The sequence below is a fragment of the Salinimonas lutimaris genome (assembly GCF_005222225.1).
In the GTDB taxonomy this organism is placed as follows: Bacteria; Pseudomonadota; Gammaproteobacteria; order Enterobacterales; family Alteromonadaceae; genus Alteromonas; species Alteromonas lutimaris.
In genome coordinates this window covers 3,071,355-3,091,184 of sequence record NZ_CP036536.1, presented here as the reverse complement: position 1 = coordinate 3,091,184, position 19,830 = coordinate 3,071,355, and the positions used below count along the sequence as shown (strand labels likewise).

Here is a 19,830-nt window from a genome sequence, read left to right as displayed (position 1 = left end):
GGTTTGATAAAAATATAGCATTTTTTGTCATCAACCACATGCAACAGTACATCTTGTTGCAAAGTCATCAGGAGGGAGCAGATTCGGTCACTGTTACCGCTTCGTGCAAGCGCTGACTGATAATATCGCGCATCAACCCGGATAGCTCGCGGAAAAAGGTGCGCGCCGGTGAGGTATTGCGCCAGGCCAGAACATGCTGACGTACAATTGGCATATCGGCCAGCTCACACACATGCAGGGCTTCTGGCTTATGCAGTTCAGAATGAATGTACAATCCGGGCAAAAACGCCACACCCATGCCCATAACCACCATCTGACGTAATGTATCCAGACTGGTGCCTTCATAATCCCTGGCTACATTAGCGCCCAGCCGCAGACATATTTCCTGAACCTGATGATGAAAATGGTGCCGGTCTTCCAGGGTCAGTACCTGCTGGCCCAGCAGTGCTTCTGGTTTTACGTAATCCCGACCGGCCAGCGGATGGTCAGAAGCCATAACAAACTTGAGCGGCTCAAAAAATAACGGCTGGCTCTGAATCTGCGAATTATTCTGTGATATCGGCGACAGGATCAGATCGTATTCACCGGTTAACAGCCCGTGCATCAGTTGATTAGGCGCCGCTTCCCGCACATAGAATTTCAGATTAGGCTTAAGCGCGTGGATATCCGGCAGAATGTGCGGCAATAAATAAGGCCCGAGTGTTGGCGGTATCCCCAGCCGGTACATGGTATTTTCACCATCAGACAGGTTACGGGCCATCTCCTGAAAGCTCAAATGGCTTTTTAGGATATTTTCTGCGTACTGAAGTAAGGCATGACCATGGGCGCTGAGCAGTGTACCGGAACGGGAGCGTTCAAACAGTGTCAGGCCCAGGGTAGCCTCCAGCGTACTAATCTGACTAGTCAGGGTTGGCTGGCTCACGCCAAGAGAATGTGCAGCCCGGCGAAAGTTCAGGTGTTTAGCCACGGTTACAAAGTATCGGATCTGATTAAAGGAGGGGGATTTTCCGTCAGGCAGCATGGTATCAGGTCAATGAACTAGATAGTGTTTTTGATAGTCAAAGGTTATCACGAGCTTTTAAACCATTCTATGTTTCTATCAGAGCCAATTGCGGTAGAATTGTAAGTAGATAATTTAAAAAGCAAATTTGTAAAGTTAATGTTAAGGGCGAACTTATGAGACATGTCATCAAAGGCGTTGAGAAATTTCAGAAAGATGTCTTCCCGGGCAAACGGGAAACCTTTCAGAAACTGGCCACTGGTCAAAACCCGGAAGTATTGTTTATCACCTGTGCAGATTCACGCATCGATCCTAACCTGGTGACCCAGACTGAACCGGGTGAACTGTTTATCTGCCGTAATGCCGGTAACATCGTGCCGCCGCACAGTAATAATACCGGTGGTATGACCGCATCCATTGAGTTTGCTGTTGCTGCGCTGGGTGTTAGCCATATTGTCGTGTGCGGCCACTCAGACTGTGGTGCGATGAAAGGGGCGCTGGCGCCTGAAAAGCTGGACAGCCTGCCGCATGTTAAAGAGTGGCTGGGCCACTGCCGCTGCGCTGCAGAAGTCCTTAAAGAAAAACACGGTGAACTGAGCGCTGATAATCTTGACGAGCTGACCCGTGAAAATGTTTTACAGCAGTTGCAGCATTTAAAAACTCACCCGGCTGTTGCGGCAAAAATCGCTACCGGTCAGGTGACCCTACATGGCTGGATGTATGACATCGAAACCGGTGATGTTCTGGCGTACAACGAAGCCAGCAAGCAGTTTGAAAATGTGGAAGATGCTTACGCTGAGTAAGCACAGGACCGTTTGATGAAATCAGAGTTATCGTTTAAAGACTTAAGCAGCGATTTACCCGCCAGTGTGGTGGTATTTTTTGTTGCCTTGCCATTGTGCCTGGGCATTGCCCTGGCCTCTGGTGCGCCACTGTTTTCCGGTGTTATTGCCGGTATTATCGGTGGCATTATCGTGGGGTTTGCCAGTGGCTCAAGGCTGGGTGTAAGTGGCCCGGCAGCGGGTCTGGCAGTCATTGTATTTGATGCGATTACATCGCTGGGCAGCTGGGAAGTCTTTTTATGTGCCGTGGTACTGGCGGGAGTGTTTCAGATTGCTCTGGGATACATGCGCGCCGGTATTGTTGCGTATTTTTTTCCGACCTCAGTGATTACCGGCATGCTGACCGGGATCGGGCTGCTGATTATTCTCAAGCAGATTCCGTATCTGTTTGGCTGGCACGCTGATTTTCTGGGCGAAGAGTCCTTTTCTCAGCTAAACGGTGAGAATACTTTCAGCGCTATTGAGCACGCGATTTCGGCAATCTCTCCTACTGTGCTGATGATATCCGGTGTGTCGCTGGTACTGTTGGTGCTGTGGGACAGCTACCTAAGCAAACAACACAAGATCTTCCGCCTGTTACAAGGACCGATCGTAGTGGTGATGCTGGGGATTGTTTTCAGCGTGGCGCTAAAGCAGGCCGGCTCAGGGCTGGGAGCAGACCAGCTGGTATCACTGCCGGTGATTACCTCAATGGATTCGTTTCTCAGTGAAATGACCTTTCCTGCGTTTAGTGAGATGTTCCGTGCGGATGTACTGGGTGTGGCACTGGTGATGGCGGCAGTCGCATCCATTGAAACCCTGCTCAGTGTAGAAGCCACCGACAAGCTGGATCCGGCGCGCAACACCACGCCGACCAACCGCGAGCTCAAGGCACAAGGACTGGGCAATATTGCGTCTGGTCTGGTTGGCGGCCTGCCGGTTACCCAGGTGATTGTACGCAGCTCGGCCAACATTGCGTTTGGGGCGAAAAGTAAGTTGTCGACGATTATGCATGGTGGCTTTCTGGCCATTGCGGTATTTGCCGCGGCAGCGCTGTTAAACCTGATTCCGCTGGCATCACTGGCGGCTGTACTAATTGTGGTTGGCTATAAGCTGGCTAAGCCTGCTACCTTTAAGCTGATGTACAAAGCGGGCTGGGAGCAGTTTGTGCCATTTGCTACAACGGTGGCGGTTATGCTGGTAACCGACTTGTTGACCGGCGTGATAACCGGTGTGGTGGTCAGTCTGGTGTTCAGCCTCAAACACAGCTACAAAAATGCGTTTGAAGCCGGCCAGTCAGAACAGCAGGAAAGTGGCGTTCACCATATCGTGATGGCGGAGAATGTGTCGTTTTTTAATAAACCACGGATTCTTAAAAAGCTGAACTCTATTCCGCATGATTCCAGAGTTATTCTGGATTTCTCCAAGTCCAAGTCTGTTGCCCATGATGTGGCTGAAATGGTGAAGGAATTTGTGAGTCAGGCCGATAGCCGTAACATTCGCGTAGAAACCGTACAATTTGAAAGCAATCGGACGTAAACCTTAGTCTGAACCGGTCGGGTCAGCCTGGCCGTTATGCACACGCCAAGGCAGCAATTTTGCTGCCTTTTTTCTTTCTGATAGTTTTTGATTATCACGAGATTGCATATTATTCTATAAACCTATCAAGTGACACTTCATTAACATTATATTAAGACTTTTGTATATAAAACAAAGCTAATTGGAGTATTACTATGGATCATGTCATTTCTGGCGTAGCGAAATTTCAAAAGGAAGTGTACCCGGAGAAAAAGGGGACTTTTGAAAAGCTGGCCAATGGTCAGAGTCCCGAAGTTCTGTTTATTACTTGCTCGGATTCGCGAATCGATCCCAACCTGGTTACGCAAACCGATCCGGGTGAGCTTTTTATTTGTCGTAACGCCGGTAACATCGTGCCTCCCCATTCAAACCAGACCGGTGGAATGACAGCCTCCATCGAATTCGCGGTGGCTGCACTGGGCGTATCTCACATCGTGGTATGCGGACATACTGACTGCGGTGCAATGAAAGGTGCACTGAACCCTGAAGCCCTGAGCAGTCTGCCACACGTAAAAGAATGGCTGGGTCACTGCCGCTGTGCTACCGAGGTGGTCAAAGAACGTCACGGTGAAGTCGGTTATGAGCAGCTTGAAGAAGTGACCCAGGAAAATGTGGTACAGCAACTGCAACACCTGCGTACTCACCCGACCGTGGCCGCCAAAATTGCAGCTGGTAAAGTGAAGCTGCATGGCTGGGTTTATAACATTGGAAGCGGTGATGTACTGTGCTACAACGAAAGCACACAAACATTTGAGCGCATGAGCCAGGCTTACGCAGAGCAGAAACTGGCGTAATACAGGAAGTTGTCAACATGTTTAAACTTGATACGTCTAATTTACGCGGCGATTTAACCGGTGGTCTGACTGCCGGTATCGTGGCATTGCCACTGGCGCTAGCGCTGGGTGTGGCCTCCGGTCTGGGGCCTATGGCGGGTCTTTACGGTGCCATTGCCGTTGGCTTTTTTGCCGCCTTGTTTGGTGGTACACCTTCACAGATTTCAGGCCCCACCGGCCCGATGGTGGTGGTACTGGCCGGTTTGTTTGCCAGCTTGTCAGGGAATGTTGAGCTTATTCTGACAGCTGTTGTACTGGCGGGTCTGATGCAAATCCTGTTCGGATTTCTGGGAGTGGGTCAGTACATTCGCCTGGTACCCTATCCGGTTATCTCCGGGTTTATGTCCGGTATCGGTGCCATCATCATTATTTTGCAACTCGGACGACTGATGGGGCATGAGCCTCCGGGCGGAACCATCGGTGCGTTAAGCTACCTGCCAACGGCCCTGATGGATATTAACTTTACCACGCTGGCGCTGGGTGTGGGTACGCTGGTCATTGCCTACAAATGGCCTGCGTCACTGGGTAAATACGTACCCGGTGCACTGGCCGCGCTGATTATCGGTACACTGGCCAGTCTGGCACTATCTGTTCCGATACTGGGAGATATTCCTACCGGATTGCCGAGCATTCATCTGCCGGTTTTTGAGCAGGGAACCTTCTTCTTGGTGCTTGAAGCCGCCTTTATTCTGGCTGTGCTAGGCGCGATTGACAGCTTACTGACCTCACTGGTGGCCGACAACATGACTCGTACCCGTCACAATAGTAGCCGTGAGCTGATCGGTCAGGGTATTGGTAATACCGTAGCTGGACTTATCGGTGGTATTGCCGGCGCGGGAGCGACAATGCGGACGGTGGTGAACATCCGCAGCGGTGGTAAAGAGCGTATTTCCGGTATGGTTCACGCCCTGGTTCTGCTGGCTATTGTACTGGGGCTGAGCCCACTGGCCTCAAAGATTCCGCATGCGGTACTGGCAGGTATTCTGGTGAAAGTAGGTCTGGATATCATTGACTGGGGGTATCTGAAACGTGCTCACACCGGGCCGCGCTGGGATTTTGCCCTGATGCTGCTGGTGCTGGGTCTGACAGTCTTTGTTGACCTGATCACCGCTGTAGGTGTTGGTGTGGTTCTGGCGGCGCTGGCTTATGTTCGCCAGGTTGCGCAGCTGCAACTGGATGAGGTGAATAAAATACCTGAATATCTGGCCGATGAAAATGAAAATGCGCTGCTTGAAAAAGCTAAGGGTAAAGTAACACTGTTCAGCTTTGGTGGTCCGTTAAGCTTTGGCGCCGCAGCTGACCTGGGGCATCACGTACGCGAAAAAGTTCGTCCGGGCTCTCAGGTGTTAATTCTGGACTTTAGCCGGGTACCGGTGGTTGATGTTTCTGCTGCTATGGCCGTAGAAACCATTACCTCCGATGCTACTGCTGCGGGGCGAGAATTAATCATCAGCGGGGCGACCCCTGAAGTGAACAAGGTGCTGGACAGCATTAATGCGCATCAGCCTAATGTGCGCATGTTCAAAACCCGTCTTGAAGCCCTTGACCATGCCCTGCGCATAATCGAGGACAAAAAAAAGACTGAACAGGTAGGCAGTAGCGGCAAGCTGGCTCAGGCATAAATGCTCCGCTGTACTGGTTACCTGGTCTAATGGTAAATCAAAAGCCCTCCTTCTAAGGAGGGCTTTTTTGTTTCTATTCAGGGCATACACTGTCTTTTTCTCCCCTTCATAGTGCAACCCCGTAGTGAGCATCGCCTGTAACCCTTGCTACATCGTCTTGCATGTTTTTTGCACAGGTAAGGATCTCTGTTTACAGCATGTCGGATACACAATGACAGGACCTTTTGATGCTCTTGGTACAACACTGGCAATAATGCCGGTATGGGCTGCCGCTACCCTGATCTGGGGATTTTGTGTGGTGATGCTGTGGTCGGTGAAAACCTTGCTTATGCTGGGAGGCCGCAATGTGGCCAGGCGTACCCGCTTTTTTTTCGATACCTTGTTAATGGAAGCAGTACGTGGTCCGGCTAATATCGTGGTGGTGGTATTCGCCTTGTGGGCGACAAGGCTGATTATGCAGACCTTTGAGTTAATTAATCGCCCCGCATTTTCGTGGCTCAACATACTTTGTGTGACGTTGCTGGTGCTGGCCGTTATTTTATTTATCGACCGATTAAGCCGGCTGTCACTGGAGCATTTTCAGGCCCGCTCCAGCGTGCTTAAAACCAGTGGGCAGCTTATAAAAGGCACCGTGCGCATTTTCATTTTTGCCATCGGCGCGCTGGTCATACTCAGCACACTGGGGATCTCCATTACACCGGTTATCGCATCTTTAGGAATCGGCTCTTTGGCTGTGGCACTGGCCCTGCAGCCCACCCTGGAAAACTTTTTCTCCGGTTTGCAGATTGTGGCGGACAAACCGGTTCGGGTGGGGGACTTTATCGAACTGGAGTCTGGTGAACAGGGCTTTGTTGAGCAGATAGGCTGGCGCTCAGTCTGGGTGAAAATGCTGCCCAATAACATTGTGATTGTGCCTAACAGCGTGTTGGCTAAATCCAAAATCATTAATTACTACTACCCGGAAAAGCAGCTGTCGGTGCCCGTTGAATGCTCAGTACATTACGACTCGGATCTGGAAAAAGTTGAGCGCGTGGCGCTTGAAGAAGCCCGTAAAATACTGGCCGGACATGAGTGGGGCGTGGATGACTATGAAACCTTTGTGATTTTCACCAAGTTTGACAGCTCCAGTATTAACTTTACCGTGATGCTGCGTGCCAAAGAGTATTTTAACCGGTTTTTTATCAAGTCGGCGTTTATTAAAGCGCTACATATCCGTTTTAAGCAGGAGGGTATTGTCATTCCTTATCCTATTCAGGCGATTAATTTATCGCAGGAGCAGACAGACACCCGGACACAACAACCTTCCGTCAGAATGTACGGCAATTAGTGTCGCCGGGCTGATCTTATTGCGCCCTGTGAGTGCATCAGCAAAGCCAATACGGTAAGCACTAACCAGACAGAAGTCGGCGAGCTGACGGCAGCAGATGGCGTGACAGTGACAATATAATCGCCGGGCGTTGCTGTTCCGACCATTAATATCAAAGGAAGGTTGTCCACATCGTCAGTCATAGGGGTGATATCTGTGATACCAGCCAGCCCCGTTACTGCAGGATCACCTTCATAGAAGTCCCACCACTCTTGCTGAGCTAATAACGAACTCTGGCCTTGCGACGTTATTGTCGGTGAGCCGTACACCCCCTCACTATCGTCAAAATCAATATATCCTTCCCAGTAGGGAAAGGGACTTAGCAATGCAAGCGACATTGCATCCGGCCCCTGTACATGCACATCAAAATCAGTCATTAGCGGAATTTGTAAAAACAGAGGAAGCCAGTCGCTTGTCAATAGCGACGATATTTCAAATTGATATGCCCCTGCTACACTTATCGGCAAAGCAGGTGTAGTCATGTGCAAACCAAGTAACCCGGTCAGAGGCGTTGCAGAGGCCGGAGTATAGTGAAAGTTGTCCAGCAGAAAAGCCTCATAGTCACTGATGGCTTCATTGTCAGTATTGATATCAAATTCCACATACGCTGCAATGCCCTCATATTCAACACTCAGACGACCGTCGTTAAACGTGCTCTGGTAGGCACAATCCGGGACTCCGTCACAGTCTGCGGATGGTGCAGAATACTCGGGGGCCGCTGAGAAATTTTGCTGAGTGAGCAGCTGGCCCTGCTCATCGAATACCGAGATCTGATTCAAATAATCTTTGGTCTGATAGTCAATGCTAAAGCCATTTTCAGCCCCGTAGAGCATGCTAATCCGGACTTCTTTTCCCTGGTTGCTGACATATGCTTCGGTGGTGAAATCGTCTACATACAATTGCCCCTGATCTTCCGTATCGTGCCAGTACAGGTAACGGTGATATGACTGCATAACAAGCTGGTCATCGAAGTAGTGAAAATGTTTACCAGAGTCATCACCGGCAAGGTCGATATCGTTGCTGTACAGAACATCAGCGCGGGTAAAAAGGCAAATTACTATAAGCAGAAGGGATAAGGCTTTCATCATTGTTTCCTTGTCTTGCAGTTCAAAGAAACCGACCAGACAAGCAAACAGGAAAGCACGGTATACACTCTAAGTTTACGTGTATTTTATTATTAATAAAGTCTCATATATAAAAAGCCCGGCAGTAGCCGGGCTTGGAATACTTTGAGCATTATTGGTTAATTACCAGATTTGCACTCGTTCTTCTTTAGGCAGGTAAAGTTCATCGCCAGGCTGTACATCAAAAGCTTTGTACCAGGCATCCAGGTTACGGGGAGCCATGGTACGGTAACGGGCAGGGGCGTGGGGGTCAGCGCGAAGCTGGTTCAGCAGGCTTTGCTCAGTGCGCTTTTCTTTCCAGACCTGAGCCCAGGCTAAAAAGAATCGCTGGTCACCAGTCAGACCGTTGATCACTGGGGCTTCTTCACCATCAAGACTGAGCTTGTAAGCTTCATAAGCCATCGACAGACCGCCAACATCACCAATATTTTCGCCCAGCGTTAGCCTGCCATTGACCTTATTGCCTTCGATAGGCTCATACTCACTGTACTGAGCGTCCAGCTGGTCAACTTTGGCAGTGAAGGCTTTTAAGTCTTCTTCTGTCCACCAGTTACGCTGAATTCCCCGCGCATCTGATTTGGCGCCCTGATCGTCAAAGCCGTGACCCATTTCATGCCCGATTACCGCGCCGATTGCGCCGTAGTTTACTGCCGGATCAGCATTGGGATCGAAAAACGGAGGTTGCAGAATCGCAGCCGGGAAAACAATTTCATTAAACGAGGAATTGTAATAGGCATTAACAGTTTGTGGTGTCATGCCCCAACGTTCCCGATCGGTTGGCTTAAGCTCTTTTTCCACATCTTTTTGCTGGAAGAAATCCCGCAGGTTGCGCACATTGCTGACCAGGCTGTCGTCGGTAATGGTCACGCCATCCAGTGATACCCACTCATCTGGGTAACCGATTTTAGGCCGAAAGGCAGCCAGCTTTTCTTTGGCTGCCAGTTTGGTTTCCTCGCCCATCCAGTCCAGACCTTCAATCCGTTTTTTCAGCGCCGCGCGCAGGTTTTCCACCAGCGCGGTCATCTGCTCTTTTGAGCTTTCCGGGAAGTATTTGTCCACATAGATCTTACCAATGGCAAAGCCCAGCGACTTGGTGCCCGACATTTGCGCCAGCGCCCGTTTCCAGCGTGGACGAGGCTCTTGCTGGCCATTCAGGGTTTTGCCGTAAAAATCAAAGTTAGCGTTGTAGATGTCCTGTGATAACAAACCGGCGTTATTCGAGATAGTGTGGTAGGTCAGGTACTCTTTCCACACCGCCATATCTGTTTCATTAATAATGGCAATTACATCGCGCACCGGCTCCGGTGTATTGATGTTCAGCTCAGGTACCTGCAAGCCGCTGGACTCAAAAAATGTATCCCAGTCAAAATCCGGGTATTCTTTTGTTAAATCCTCGCGTTTAATCTGGTTTAAAGTCAGCTCACGGTCACGGCGTTTATCACGGGGCCACTGTGCTTCTGCCAGACGGGTTTCCAGTGCCAGAATATCTTTTGCCTGCTGCGCCGGATTGTCGACATCAGCAAAGCTCAGCATGGTCTCAATATGTTTTAGGTACGCTGTCCGAATATCCTTAAAACGCTGCTGATCATCCAGGTAGTAATCTCTGTCCGGCAGACCCAGGCCACCTACACCAACAGACAGCTGATACTCATTCGGGTCAAGGCGGTTATACCACAACGAACCGCCAATGGGAGTGGCATTGCCATACAGCCAGGCTTCACCAAACAGATGCGTCAGTTGTTTGGTGTTCTGCAGGTTGTCGATTTTGCCCAGTACATCAGCAATCGGCTGCATGCCTTTTTGATTGATAGACTCTACATCCATATAGGCTTTATAAAAGTCATGCACCAGCTTTTCATCGGCGCTCAGGTTGTCTTTGGCCATGATGTCATCAATAATGGCTTTTACCTGATCCTGACTGCGCTCATGTAATGCAGTAAATGCGCCGTAGCGGACTTTGTCTGCCGGTAATTCGTAATTGTCGTACCAGGTGCCGCTGGCATAGCGGAAAAAGTCATCACCTGGCTTCACTGTTTTGTCCATGGCGGTCAAATCCACGCCGAACTCGCCTAGCTCCGGTTTGCCCTGATTATCCTGTGCGGTCACTGATTCTTTCTGCGCCGATGATTTTTCATTGCTCTGCTGAGGCTGACTACATGCAGCCAGGCCCAGCGATGCTGCCACCAGGGCAGCGATTACGCTATATTTCATTGTCGTTTCTCTGTCTTTGTTTAACGATGTCTGCCATGACATCTTGTTGTTTTGTTGATTGTAGTAAGGCCTGTTGTGCCTCGTTGTAGGGCAGTACGTCAACCGCCTGCTGGAAATAGTCGATAATGACCGGTGTCTCCCGGTGTAAAAAGTCTGCTACAGCCTTTTGAAAAGCCGGCTCAAACAAATAGTGTGACGACCGGCACAATACTGGTTCAAACCCTCGCAATATCTTGTGCTCGCCCTGCGTGCCCGGATTAAAGTCATCAAGGCGCTGCTCGATAGCAAATTCGATCCCCTGAAAATAGCAACATTCAAAGTGCAGCCCGTCAATGTCGGTCAGCGCGCCCCAGTAGCGACCGAATAAATGCTGTTCATCATAGAAAAACAGCGCCGCTGCACAGGGCGCATCATGTTGGGATGCCATGACCAGCAAGATATTGCTGGCCATATGCGTAAAAATGGCGTCAAAAAAGGCCGGTGACAAGTACCCGGAGTGGCCGCTACGTTTTAAATAAGTTTGCTGATAACAGCGGATAAAAAAGGCTTTGTCCTGGGCCGTAAGTTCACCACCGGTTTTTCTGGTTATCTGCACGCCCTGATGATTCAGTTTTTCCCGTGATTTGCGCAAGGCTTTGCGCTTTCTGGAGGTCAGCGCTGCGGTAAAATCAGAAAACGCGGTGTACCGGTAGTTGTACCACTGAAACTGCACACTGTAACGGCTAAGCATCTGTTGCCCGGCGAGGCACTGATGCTGTTGTTGATCAGGAAACAGAACATGCAGGGAAGACACCTTTTCACTTAACTGGGATCGAAGCGCGGGTATCAGCCACTCAATGATGCTTTGACTGTCATGACTTTGACTGCACAGCAGGCGTGCCCCGGTGACCGGGGTAAATGGCACGGCGGCCACCCACTTGGGATAATAGGCAATACCATGCTGGTGGTAGGCATTGGCCCAGCCATGATCAAAGACATACTCACCGTAGCTGTCCTGTTTCAGGTAGCCGGGCATTAGTGCCACCAGGTGATTATCTTCATAGATTGCTGCGTGACAGGTTTGCCAGCCGGTATTACTGCCCACACAGCCGGTGGCTTCAAGCTGGTGTAAAAAGGTATACTGCAAAAACGGGCCGGCGTGACGTGCAAGCGCCTGCCATTGGGACTCGGTTATCTGATCCGTGCGATGAAGAAATGTAAGTTTGTATCCCATAAAAAGCCATTATGCTACAGGGCAAATAGGTTGTTCTTGTAGTTAAAAAACGTTTAATTGCATCGAAAGTCAACTAACCATGGCAGAAAATAACAGAAATAACATTATTGACGCGATTACCCGCATGCTCGCACGACGAGAACATAGTGCGGCGGAAATTGGCCGTAAACTCCTGCAGAAGGGCTTTGAAGAGCAGGAATACGCCCCCATTATCGAAGAATTCACCGAAGCCAATATTCAAAGTGACACACGCTATGCCGAGGCCAAAGTACGCTCAGCGGTAGCAAAAGGCTCCGGGCCTCGTAAGTTGCAGGCTGAACTGGCCCAGCATGATATTGACGAACATACCCTGCAACTGGCCATTCGTGAGATTGAGCCTGACTGGTATGCACTGGCCTGCCGGGTACGGGAAAAAAAATTCGGGCTCAGTGAGCCGGATGATTTTAAACAGGCCCAGAAACAAAAGCAGTTTCTGCAATATCGCGGCTTTTTACAATCGCATATTCAATTTGCAATGGGGCGCGAGTAAACCGCGCCCGACGTGCTTAACAATATAAGGTATTCCATGATATTGTTGCGCGAGCTAAAACGCCCGCTGTGGCGGCGTTTCAACCCATTTACTTCACAAGTAACCGTTTAAATAGGAAGTTTGGAACTCAATGACATTATCAACTGCTGACATCCGCCAAAGGTTTATCGACTATTTTAAAGGTCACGGGCACCAGCCTGTGGCAAGTAGCTCATTGGTTCCGGCTGACGATCCAACGCTGTTGTTTACCAATGCGGGTATGAACCAGTTTAAGGATCTGTTTTTAGGCGCAGAAACCCGCAGTTACACCCGTGCGGTATCGTCACAGCGTTGTGTACGAGCAGGGGGCAAGCATAATGACCTGGAAAACGTAGGCTATACTGCCCGCCACCATACCTTTTTTGAAATGATGGGTAACTTTAGCTTTGGTGATTACTTTAAAACCGAAGCTATTGAATTTGCCTGGAACTTCCTGACTAAAGAAGTCGGCCTGCCAAAAGAAAAGCTGCTGGTGACGGTGTATCAGGAGGACGATGAAGCCTTTGATATCTGGGAAAACCATATCGGTGTACCTAAAGACAAGATCATCCGGATCAACACCTCTGATAATTTCTGGTCGATGGGCGATACCGGACCGTGTGGCCCGTGCTCTGAAATTTTTTATGACCACGGTGAGCATATCTGGGGTGGTCCTCCGGGCACACCTGAAGAAGATGGCGATCGGTTTATTGAAATCTGGAACCTGGTTTTCATGCAGTTCAATAAACAACAGGACGGCACCATGGAGCCGCTGCCTAAGCCATCTATTGATACTGGTATGGGCCTTGAGCGTATCTCCGCTATTTTGCAGGGTGTGCACAGCAACTACGAAATCGACCTGTTTCAAAATCTGATTAAAGCCGCGGCCCAAACTGTGGGCACAACCGACCTGCAGGATAAGTCACTGCGGGTAATTGCAGATCATATCCGTTCGTGCAGCTTCTTAATCAGCGACGGTGTTATGCCTGGCAACGAAGGTCGCGGCTATGTACTGCGTCGTATCATTCGTCGGGCAGTACGTCACGGTTACAAACTGGGCGCTAAAGATATCTTCTTCCATAAGCTGGTGGCGGCTCTGTGTAATGAAATGGGCGAATTCTATCCTGAGCTTAATGATCAGCGTCCGGTTATTGAAAAAGTACTGCGTGTAGAAGAAGAGCAGTTCAGCAAAACATTGTCGCGCGGTATGGCGATGCTCAATGATGTGCTGGAAAATCTGGACGGCGACACCGTACCAGGCGAGGTGGTATTTAAGTTATATGACACCTATGGCTTCCCGGCGGATTTGACCGGCGATGTAGCCCGCGAGCACGATTATAAAATTGATGAAGCCGGCTTTGAAGCAGCCATGCAGCAGCAGCGTCAGCGTGCGCAGCAGGCCAGTAACTTTGGCATGAACTATAATGACCAGCTGCGTATCGACAAGCAAACTGCGTTTACCGGTTACGACCAGATTGAAGGTGAAGCAAACATCGTTGAGCTGATTCGTGATAATGCCTTTTGTGACAGCCTGAATGATGGTGACGAAGGCATTATCGTGTTGGACAGCACACCATTTTATGCTGAAGCCGGCGGTCAGATTGGTGATAAAGGCGTGCTTCAGGTGGCAAATGGTGAATTTCAGGTCACCGATACTAAAAAAATGGGTAACGCGTTTGCCCACTTCGGTAAAGTGGTTGGCTCAATCAGCAAAGGTGAAAAAGCCACAGCGAAGATTGATGATGCCAGCCGTGAAGCGATTAAGAAAAACCACAGTGCCACTCACTTACTGCATGCCGCACTGCGTGAAATTCTGGGTGAGCATGTCAATCAGAAAGGCTCACTGGTGCAGGCTGATCGTATGCGTTTTGACTTCTCGCATTTTGAGGCGGTCACTCAGGCACAGCTGGACCAAATCGAGCGCCGGGTTAACGAAGAAATCCGTGCCAACCATAGCCTGACCACGCAGCTGATGGACCTGGACGAAGCCAAAGAGTCAGGCGCAATGGCCCTGTTTGGCGAAAAATATGACGAAAAAGTACGTGTAGTCAGCATGGGACCCTTTTCGATAGAGCTGTGCGGCGGTACGCATGTTAACCGTACCGGTGATATCGGTTTGTTTAAAATTGTGGCAGAAGGGGGCATTGCATCAGGCGTGCGCCGTATTGAAGCGGTGACCGGCGCGGTAGCGTTAGATACGGTACAACAGCTCCAGGAATTAATTGCTTCTGCGGCGGGTCTATTGAAAACGGATGCTTCAAACCTTATTGATCGCATCGGACAATTGCAGAGTCATGGCAAAGAGCTTGAAAAAGCACTGGCGGCAGCAAAACAGAAGCTGGCCAGCCAACAGGGTTCTGATATGTTAGGCCAGGCCGTCGATGTTAATGGCGTAAAACTGCTTTCTGCTAAGCTTGATGGTGTAGAACCGAAAGCTTTACGCGGCATTATGGACGACTTGAAAAACCGAATCGGCGAAGGTGTCGTAGTATTAGGTGTAGCGGGTGACAATAAAGTAAATCTTATCGTAGGTGTCACCAAGGGTTTAACCGATAAAGTGAAGGCCGGTGAACTGGTCAACTACATCGCTTCCCAGGTAGGTGGTAAAGGTGGTGGCCGTCCTGACATGGCGCAGGCTGGCGGTGACCAACCGGAAAATCTGGGTGCTGCACTAGAGTCTGTTAACGCTTGGCTGTCAGATAAGCTATAATCTGCATTGTCGTGATACAGCGAGTTTTTGCAAGTGACACAAAAACATGGAATCGCTGCAGCTAATACGGGGTCGTGCCTGTATTAGCTAAAACGAAAGGATTGTTCATTAGTAAAGGACAGGAGCAAGCGAATGCTTATTTTGACTCGTCGTGTTGGTGAGACGCTCATGGTTGGTGACGAAGTTACCGTAACCGTGTTAGGTGTTAAAGGTAATCAGGTGCGCATTGGAGTAAATGCCCCTAAAGAAGTATCTGTGCACCGTGAAGAGATTTACATGCGAATTCAGGCAGAGAAAGGAGGCGAAGGCGCTTCCCACGATGCTGACTAAAATTTGCAGGTAATATCATTAAAAGGCTGGTCATTGACCGGCCTTTTTTGTTTGGCGGAGTTTAAAAACGTTACACCAACTGCTTATATTTACTGATATAAGCCATCGATGCTGGTATCAAAATGTCTTTTTACAGCGTTATTGTCCCTAAATTGAGCAGGTTGTTCAAAAATTGAAGGAACAGTTCGCTAATTTGCACTTTATGCTTTTCATCAGCGAATTTTTTGTTATTCTACACGCGTTGTCTGAGAGGGGCACAGCAAAGCACCGTAGTGTGTAAGTTTCAGAAATATTCTGAAGTGTTGCTGGGAAACGCCTCAAGCGATGCTTACTGATTTATCGGGCCGTGACATGCCGGTAAATTGAGTGAAAATTCAAAATGCTTAAAATCTCAGCGGGCATGCATTTTTCTTAAAAAAACGTTTGACACCATCAGGTGAATCCGTAAAATGCAGCCCCACGTCACGGAGAGGTGGGTGAGTGGCTGAAACCAGTTCCCTGCTAAGGAACCATACGCATTACGCGTATCGAGGGTTCGAATCCCTCCCTCTCCGCCACTTTAAGGTTGGACGTGGTAACCAACAATTAGTTTTGCGCGTGTGTAGCTCAGCTGGATAGAGTACCTGGCTACGAACCAGGCGGTCGGAGGTTCGAATCCTTCCACACGCGCCACTTATTAAAGTACCACCTTGCCTGGTAAAACAAGCAAGTAAAAAGTTAAAGCGTGTGTAGCTCAGCTGGATAGAGTACCTGGCTACGAACCAGGCGGTCGGAGGTTCGAATCCTTCCACACGCGCCATACAGTAAAACCCACCCAAGCGGTGGGTTTTATTTTGGTTAAATAACTTATCAATTTCTAAGCGTGTGTAGCTCAGCTGGATAGAGTACCTGGCTACGAACCAGGCGGTCGGAGGTTCGAATCCTTCCACACGCGCCATATAATGAAACCCACCTTCTGGTGGGTTTTTTTATGTCTGCGATTTCTCATTATCCGCATGCTGCCCGTGCTGCTTTACCGTTAAAAAGCGACACATCCGACTTCACTGCACCATGCATCCACACTGCTCCCAGCGGCATAAACCCTGCGGATACACTATTCTGTTACCGTTTGACTATCTATTCATAAAAAATATCTAATTATTCATCTTGTGGCGGTTGCGGTTTGTCATCCTGCCTTATTCGTGTTACTAAACCAATCAACAGGGATTAATGGAATGACAATGAATAGTTCAATGGCAAGCCAGCTTAGCGAAGCCGCAACATTACTATTGGTGGGCATGGGCTTTGTGTTTGCTTTTTTAACGCTGATGATAGGCGGAATTAAAGCGATTGAAGCATTTAGTACACGGTATCCGGGAGCTCAGCCTGCATCGCCAGACGCCAGGCCAAAACGTAAACCGACCGGCCTGGCTGCCTCCGCCAACACCCCATCGCAATCAAAAGGCATTGACGCCGGCACGGTAGCCGCAATTACTGCAGCAATTCATACCCACCGTCAGGCTACACAAAAACAGGAGAAATCATGAGTAAACCATTAGCACTCACCGAGCTGGTTCTGCGCGACGCCCATCAGTCGTTGCTGGCAACCCGCATGCGGCTGGACGATATGCTGCCGATTGCCAGCGAGTTGGATAATGCCGGTTTCTGGTCTGTGGAGTCTTGGGGGGGCGCGACATTTGATGCCTGTATTCGCTATCTGGGTGAAGATCCCTGGCATCGGATCCGCGCACTCAAGCAGGCCATGCCTAAAACCCGTCAGCAAATGCTACTTCGCGGGCAGAATTTATTGGGCTACCGGCATTATGCTGATGATGTGGTTACCCGCTTTGTTGAACGAGCCCACGAAAATGGCGTGGATGTGTTCAGAATTTTTGATGCCATGAACGATGTACGCAATCTGCAAACCGCGGTAAAAGCTGCCATTGACTGCGGCGCACATGCACAGGGCACCTTATCTTATACGGTCAGCCCGGTGCATACCCTGGATACCTGGCTGACTATGGCGCGTCAGCTGGAAGAGATGGGCGTACATTCAATCTGTATTAAAGATATGGCCGGATTGCTGAAGCCATATGAGTGTGAAGCGCTGATAAAAGGCTTAAAAGACACCGTGAAAGTGCCTATTGCCATGCAGTGTCATGCCACTACGGGACTGTCGACCGCGACTTATCAAAAAGCGGTGGATGCAGGCATTGATATGCTGGACACGGCCATATCCTCCATGAGTATGACCTACGGGCATACGGCAACAGAAACCATGGTATCGATTGTTGAGGGCACTCCAAGAGATACCGGTCTGTCGTTGCCTGATCTTGAAAATATCGCCGGTTATTTTCGTGATGTGCGTAAAAAATATGCGCAGTTTGAAGGCAGCCTGAAAGGCGTAGACGCCCGGATCTTACTGGCGCAGGTGCCCGGTGGCATGCTGACCAACATGGAAAGCCAGCTCAAAGAACAAAATGCAGCTGACAAATTTGATGAGGTGCTCAAAGAAATTCCGCGGGTACGCGAAGATCTCGGTTTTATTCCTTTAGTAACGCCAACCTCGCAAATTGTCGGTACTCAGTCAGTATTAAATGTACTGACCGGCGAGCGGTATAAAAGTATCACCAAAGAAACAGCGGGTGTGCTTAAAGGGGAGTATGGCGCAACCGCAGCCCCGGTAAATAAAGCACTGCAGGAGCGGGTACTGGATGGCGCACAGCCGGTTACCTGTCGTCCGGCAGATAACCTGGCACCCGAGCTTGATAGCCTGACCGAAGAGCTGGCTGAGCTGGCGGACAGTAAGCAATTTACTCTGGCTGAAGATACCATTGATGATGTATTGACGTATGCTCTGTTTCCGCAAATCGGTCTTAAGTTTTTGCAAAACCGGGATAATCCGGATGCCTTTGAGCCGGCGCCCGGCAGCCACAGTGCACAAACAGACACACCGTCAAAAACTTCTGAGCCTGTTTCAGCGCCGGCGCAGCAGACTGCTGCCACCTATGATGTAAAAGTCGATGGCAAGGTGTATCAGGTAGAAGTGGCGGCCAGTGGCCAGCTTACCAGTATCAGCGAGGCTGGCCCGGCCCCGGCCAACACAGCAGAAACCACCTCTGGCGCTGCGACTGCACAAGTGGCTAATACTATTGAAGCGCCGTTATCCGGCAATGTGTTTAAAATTCTGGTCAGTGACGGTGATGAGGTCAGTGATGGTGATGTGGTCATGATCCTTGAGGCGATGAAAATGGAAACCGAGATCCGAAGCGCCTTTGACGGTACAGTGTCCGGTGTTCTGGCCAAAGAAGGTGATGCGGTTACCAGCGGTCAGCCATTGATAGAGTTGAGCTAATACATGGAAAAGTTTGCTATTTTATGGGACAGCACCGCACTGGCCCACTTTCACTATCAGCAGATCATTATGATGGCCGTCGGATTGTTGCTGCTGTATCTGGCCATTGTGAAAAAGTTTGAGCCGCTGCTGTTGATCCCCATCGGCTTTGGCGCGCTGCTAACCAATATTCCGCTGGCCGGATTTTCAGAGGCCGGCGGCCTGCTGCACTATATTTACGCGGTAGGCATTGAAACCGGCGTATTTCCACTGCTGATTTTTATGGGGGTGGGAGCCATGACCGACTTCGGAGCGCTGATTGCCAATCCGCGCATGCTATTACTGGGGGCGGCAGCACAGTTTGGTATCTTTGCCACCTTGTTCGGTGCAATTGCGTTAAATGCGATCCCCGGTTTTGAGTTTACCCTTCAGGATGCCAGTGCCATTGCCATCATTGGCGGGGCTGACGGGCCCACGGCAATTTTTCTGGCCAGCCGGCTGGCTCCGGATTTACTTGGGGCAATTGCTGTAGCGGCTTATTCCTACATGGCGCTGGTGCCGATCATCCAGCCACCCATTATGAAAGCTCTGACCACAGAAAAAGAGCGACAGATCAAAATGGCCCAGTTACGGCCGGTGTCGCAGCGCGAGAAAATTCTGTTTCCGCTGGCAGTGTTATTACTCACCATTTTGTTTCTACCCTCAGCAACACCACTGGTTGGCATGTTCTGTTTTGGGAATCTGATGAAAGAATGTGGTGTGGTGGATCGGTTGAGCAAAACAGCACAGAACGAACTGATTAATACTGTCACTATTTTTCTGGGACTGGCAGTGGGCTCCAAGCTTTCTGCCGAGAAATTTCTTACGGTCGAAACCCTGGGCATTCTGGGATTAGGCGCATTGGCCTTTGCGATAGGCACGGCTGCCGGAGTGCTGATGGCTAAGCTAATGAGCCGCTTATCCGGTGGTACGATTAATCCGCTCATTGGCGCTGCGGGTGTTTCCGCAGTCCCTATGGCTGCCCGGGTTGTGAATAAAGTAGGGTTGCAAGCTAACCCGCATAACTTCCTGCTGATGCATGCTATGGGGCCGAATGTGGCCGGTGTACTAGGCTCGGCGGTTGCCGCTGGCGTGTTACTGGCCCTGGTAGGTTAATACACGT

15 protein-coding genes and 4 tRNA genes are annotated in these 19,830 nt (G+C 49.9%); 15 read left to right on the top strand and 4 right to left on the bottom strand.

What is annotated here, in order from left to right:
* Positions 1–67: 67 nt before the first annotated feature.
* Entirely contained in the window at positions 68–1,021 is a 954-nt protein-coding gene (locus tag EZV72_RS13585; protein WP_137167733.1) for a hydrogen peroxide-inducible genes activator, read from the bottom strand.
* A 155-nt stretch (positions 1,022–1,176) separates the two neighbouring features.
* Here EZV72_RS13585 and EZV72_RS13580 point away from each other — a divergent pair, with 155 nt between their 5' ends.
* The 5 genes from EZV72_RS13580 to EZV72_RS13560 all read left to right on the top strand — a co-directional run bounded on the left by EZV72_RS13580 (position 1,177) and on the right by EZV72_RS13560 (position 7,181).
* Positions 1,177–1,803: a carbonic anhydrase gene (locus EZV72_RS13580; protein ID WP_137167732.1), complete on the top strand. Its 627-nt coding sequence runs from the start codon at positions 1,177–1,179 to the stop codon at positions 1,801–1,803.
* Positions 1,804–1,818: 15 nt separating this feature from the next.
* Positions 1,819–3,360 (top strand): SulP family inorganic anion transporter, encoded by a 1,542-nt coding sequence (locus EZV72_RS13575; protein ID WP_137167731.1) that lies wholly within the window; start codon positions 1,819–1,821, stop codon positions 3,358–3,360.
* A gap of 194 nt (positions 3,361–3,554) precedes the next feature.
* On the top strand, positions 3,555–4,193 hold the full coding sequence (locus tag EZV72_RS13570; protein ID WP_137167730.1) for a carbonic anhydrase: 639 nt from the start codon (positions 3,555–3,557) through the stop codon (positions 4,191–4,193).
* A gap of 17 nt (positions 4,194–4,210) precedes the next feature.
* The gene (locus EZV72_RS13565; protein ID WP_137167729.1) at positions 4,211–5,854 is read left to right on the top strand and encodes a SulP family inorganic anion transporter; all 1,644 of its coding nucleotides are present in this window, start codon (positions 4,211–4,213) and stop codon (positions 5,852–5,854) included.
* 211 nt (positions 5,855–6,065) lie between these two features.
* Positions 6,066–7,181: a mechanosensitive ion channel family protein gene (locus EZV72_RS13560; protein WP_232364424.1), complete on the top strand. Its 1,116-nt coding sequence runs from the start codon at positions 6,066–6,068 to the stop codon at positions 7,179–7,181.
* On the opposite strand, the gene EZV72_RS13555 is transcribed toward EZV72_RS13560, so the two are convergent.
* The 3 genes from EZV72_RS13555 to EZV72_RS13545 form a co-directional block, all read right to left on the bottom strand.
* On the bottom strand, positions 7,178–8,308 hold the full coding sequence (locus EZV72_RS13555) for a hypothetical protein (RefSeq protein ID WP_137167728.1): 1,131 nt from the start codon (positions 8,306–8,308) through the stop codon (positions 7,178–7,180). The genes EZV72_RS13560 and EZV72_RS13555 overlap by 4 nt on opposite strands.
* Positions 8,309–8,467: 159 nt before the next feature.
* Positions 8,468–10,555 (bottom strand): M13 family metallopeptidase, encoded by a 2,088-nt coding sequence (locus tag EZV72_RS13550; protein WP_137167727.1) that lies wholly within the window; start codon positions 10,553–10,555, stop codon positions 8,468–8,470.
* Positions 10,545–11,768 carry a GNAT family N-acetyltransferase gene (locus tag EZV72_RS13545; RefSeq protein WP_137167726.1) on the bottom strand — a complete coding sequence of 408 codons (1,224 nt, stop codon included), beginning with the start codon at positions 11,766–11,768 and terminating at the stop codon, positions 10,545–10,547. Before EZV72_RS13545 ends, EZV72_RS13550 begins: the two co-directional genes overlap by 11 nt.
* Positions 11,769–11,847: 79 nt before the next feature.
* Between EZV72_RS13545 and EZV72_RS13540 the strand changes: the two genes are divergently transcribed.
* The 10 genes from EZV72_RS13540 to EZV72_RS13495 all read left to right on the top strand — a co-directional run bounded on the left by EZV72_RS13540 (position 11,848) and on the right by EZV72_RS13495 (position 19,823).
* The gene (locus EZV72_RS13540) at positions 11,848–12,297 is read left to right on the top strand and encodes a regulatory protein RecX (protein WP_137167725.1); all 450 of its coding nucleotides are present in this window, start codon (positions 11,848–11,850) and stop codon (positions 12,295–12,297) included.
* Positions 12,298–12,427: 130 nt separating this feature from the next.
* On the top strand, positions 12,428–15,025 hold the full coding sequence (alaS, locus tag EZV72_RS13535) for an alanine--tRNA ligase (RefSeq protein ID WP_137167724.1): 2,598 nt from the start codon (positions 12,428–12,430) through the stop codon (positions 15,023–15,025).
* A 132-nt stretch (positions 15,026–15,157) separates the two neighbouring features.
* Positions 15,158–15,355 carry a carbon storage regulator CsrA gene (gene csrA, locus EZV72_RS13530; RefSeq protein ID WP_137167723.1) on the top strand — a complete coding sequence of 66 codons (198 nt, stop codon included), beginning with the start codon at positions 15,158–15,160 and terminating at the stop codon, positions 15,353–15,355.
* 466 nt (positions 15,356–15,821) lie between these two features.
* Positions 15,822–15,912, top strand: a tRNA-Ser gene (locus EZV72_RS13525).
* Between the two features lie 38 nt (positions 15,913–15,950).
* Positions 15,951–16,027: transfer RNA gene (locus EZV72_RS13520), tRNA-Arg, on the top strand.
* Between the two features lie 50 nt (positions 16,028–16,077).
* Positions 16,078–16,154 (top strand) — tRNA-Arg (locus EZV72_RS13515).
* 61 nt (positions 16,155–16,215) lie between these two features.
* Positions 16,216–16,292, top strand: a tRNA-Arg gene (locus tag EZV72_RS13510).
* Positions 16,293–16,575: 283 nt separating this feature from the next.
* Positions 16,576–16,881, top strand: coding sequence for an OadG family protein (locus EZV72_RS13505; RefSeq protein WP_137167722.1), 306 nt, complete (start codon positions 16,576–16,578; stop codon positions 16,879–16,881).
* On the top strand, positions 16,878–18,689 hold the full coding sequence (oadA, locus tag EZV72_RS13500) for a sodium-extruding oxaloacetate decarboxylase subunit alpha (RefSeq protein ID WP_137167721.1): 1,812 nt from the start codon (positions 16,878–16,880) through the stop codon (positions 18,687–18,689). The genes EZV72_RS13505 and oadA overlap by 4 nt, the downstream gene beginning before the upstream one ends.
* Before the next feature lie 3 nt (positions 18,690–18,692).
* The gene (locus tag EZV72_RS13495) at positions 18,693–19,823 is read left to right on the top strand and encodes a sodium ion-translocating decarboxylase subunit beta (RefSeq protein ID WP_137167720.1); all 1,131 of its coding nucleotides are present in this window, start codon (positions 18,693–18,695) and stop codon (positions 19,821–19,823) included.
* Positions 19,824–19,830: the final 7 nt, after the last annotated feature.

Bases quoted from the DNA above. Each gene is read 5' to 3' on its own strand.
- EZV72_RS13575 (WP_137167731.1), top strand. From the start codon at position 1,819: ATGAAATCAGAGTTATCGTTTAAAGACTTAAGCAGCGATTTACCCGCC.
- EZV72_RS13585 (WP_137167733.1), bottom strand. From the start codon at position 1,021: ATGCTGCCTGACGGAAAATCCCCCTCCTTTAATCAGATCCGATACTTT.
- EZV72_RS13505 (WP_137167722.1), top strand. From the start codon at position 16,576: ATGAATAGTTCAATGGCAAGCCAGCTTAGCGAAGCCGCAACATTACTA.
- EZV72_RS13540 (WP_137167725.1), top strand. From the start codon at position 11,848: ATGGCAGAAAATAACAGAAATAACATTATTGACGCGATTACCCGCATG.
- EZV72_RS13495 (WP_137167720.1), top strand. From the start codon at position 18,693: ATGGAAAAGTTTGCTATTTTATGGGACAGCACCGCACTGGCCCACTTT.
- EZV72_RS13565 (WP_137167729.1), top strand. From the start codon at position 4,211: ATGTTTAAACTTGATACGTCTAATTTACGCGGCGATTTAACCGGTGGT.
- EZV72_RS13580 (WP_137167732.1), top strand. From the start codon at position 1,177: ATGAGACATGTCATCAAAGGCGTTGAGAAATTTCAGAAAGATGTCTTC.
- EZV72_RS13550 (WP_137167727.1), bottom strand. From the start codon at position 10,555: ATGAAATATAGCGTAATCGCTGCCCTGGTGGCAGCATCGCTGGGCCTG.
- oadA (WP_137167721.1), top strand. From the start codon at position 16,878: ATGAGTAAACCATTAGCACTCACCGAGCTGGTTCTGCGCGACGCCCAT.
- EZV72_RS13560 (WP_232364424.1), top strand. From the start codon at position 6,066: ATGACAGGACCTTTTGATGCTCTTGGTACAACACTGGCAATAATGCCG.
- csrA (WP_137167723.1), top strand. From the start codon at position 15,158: ATGCTTATTTTGACTCGTCGTGTTGGTGAGACGCTCATGGTTGGTGAC.
- EZV72_RS13570 (WP_137167730.1), top strand. From the start codon at position 3,555: ATGGATCATGTCATTTCTGGCGTAGCGAAATTTCAAAAGGAAGTGTAC.
- EZV72_RS13555 (WP_137167728.1), bottom strand. From the start codon at position 8,308: ATGATGAAAGCCTTATCCCTTCTGCTTATAGTAATTTGCCTTTTTACC.
- EZV72_RS13545 (WP_137167726.1), bottom strand. From the start codon at position 11,768: ATGGGATACAAACTTACATTTCTTCATCGCACGGATCAGATAACCGAG.
- alaS (WP_137167724.1), top strand. From the start codon at position 12,428: ATGACATTATCAACTGCTGACATCCGCCAAAGGTTTATCGACTATTTT.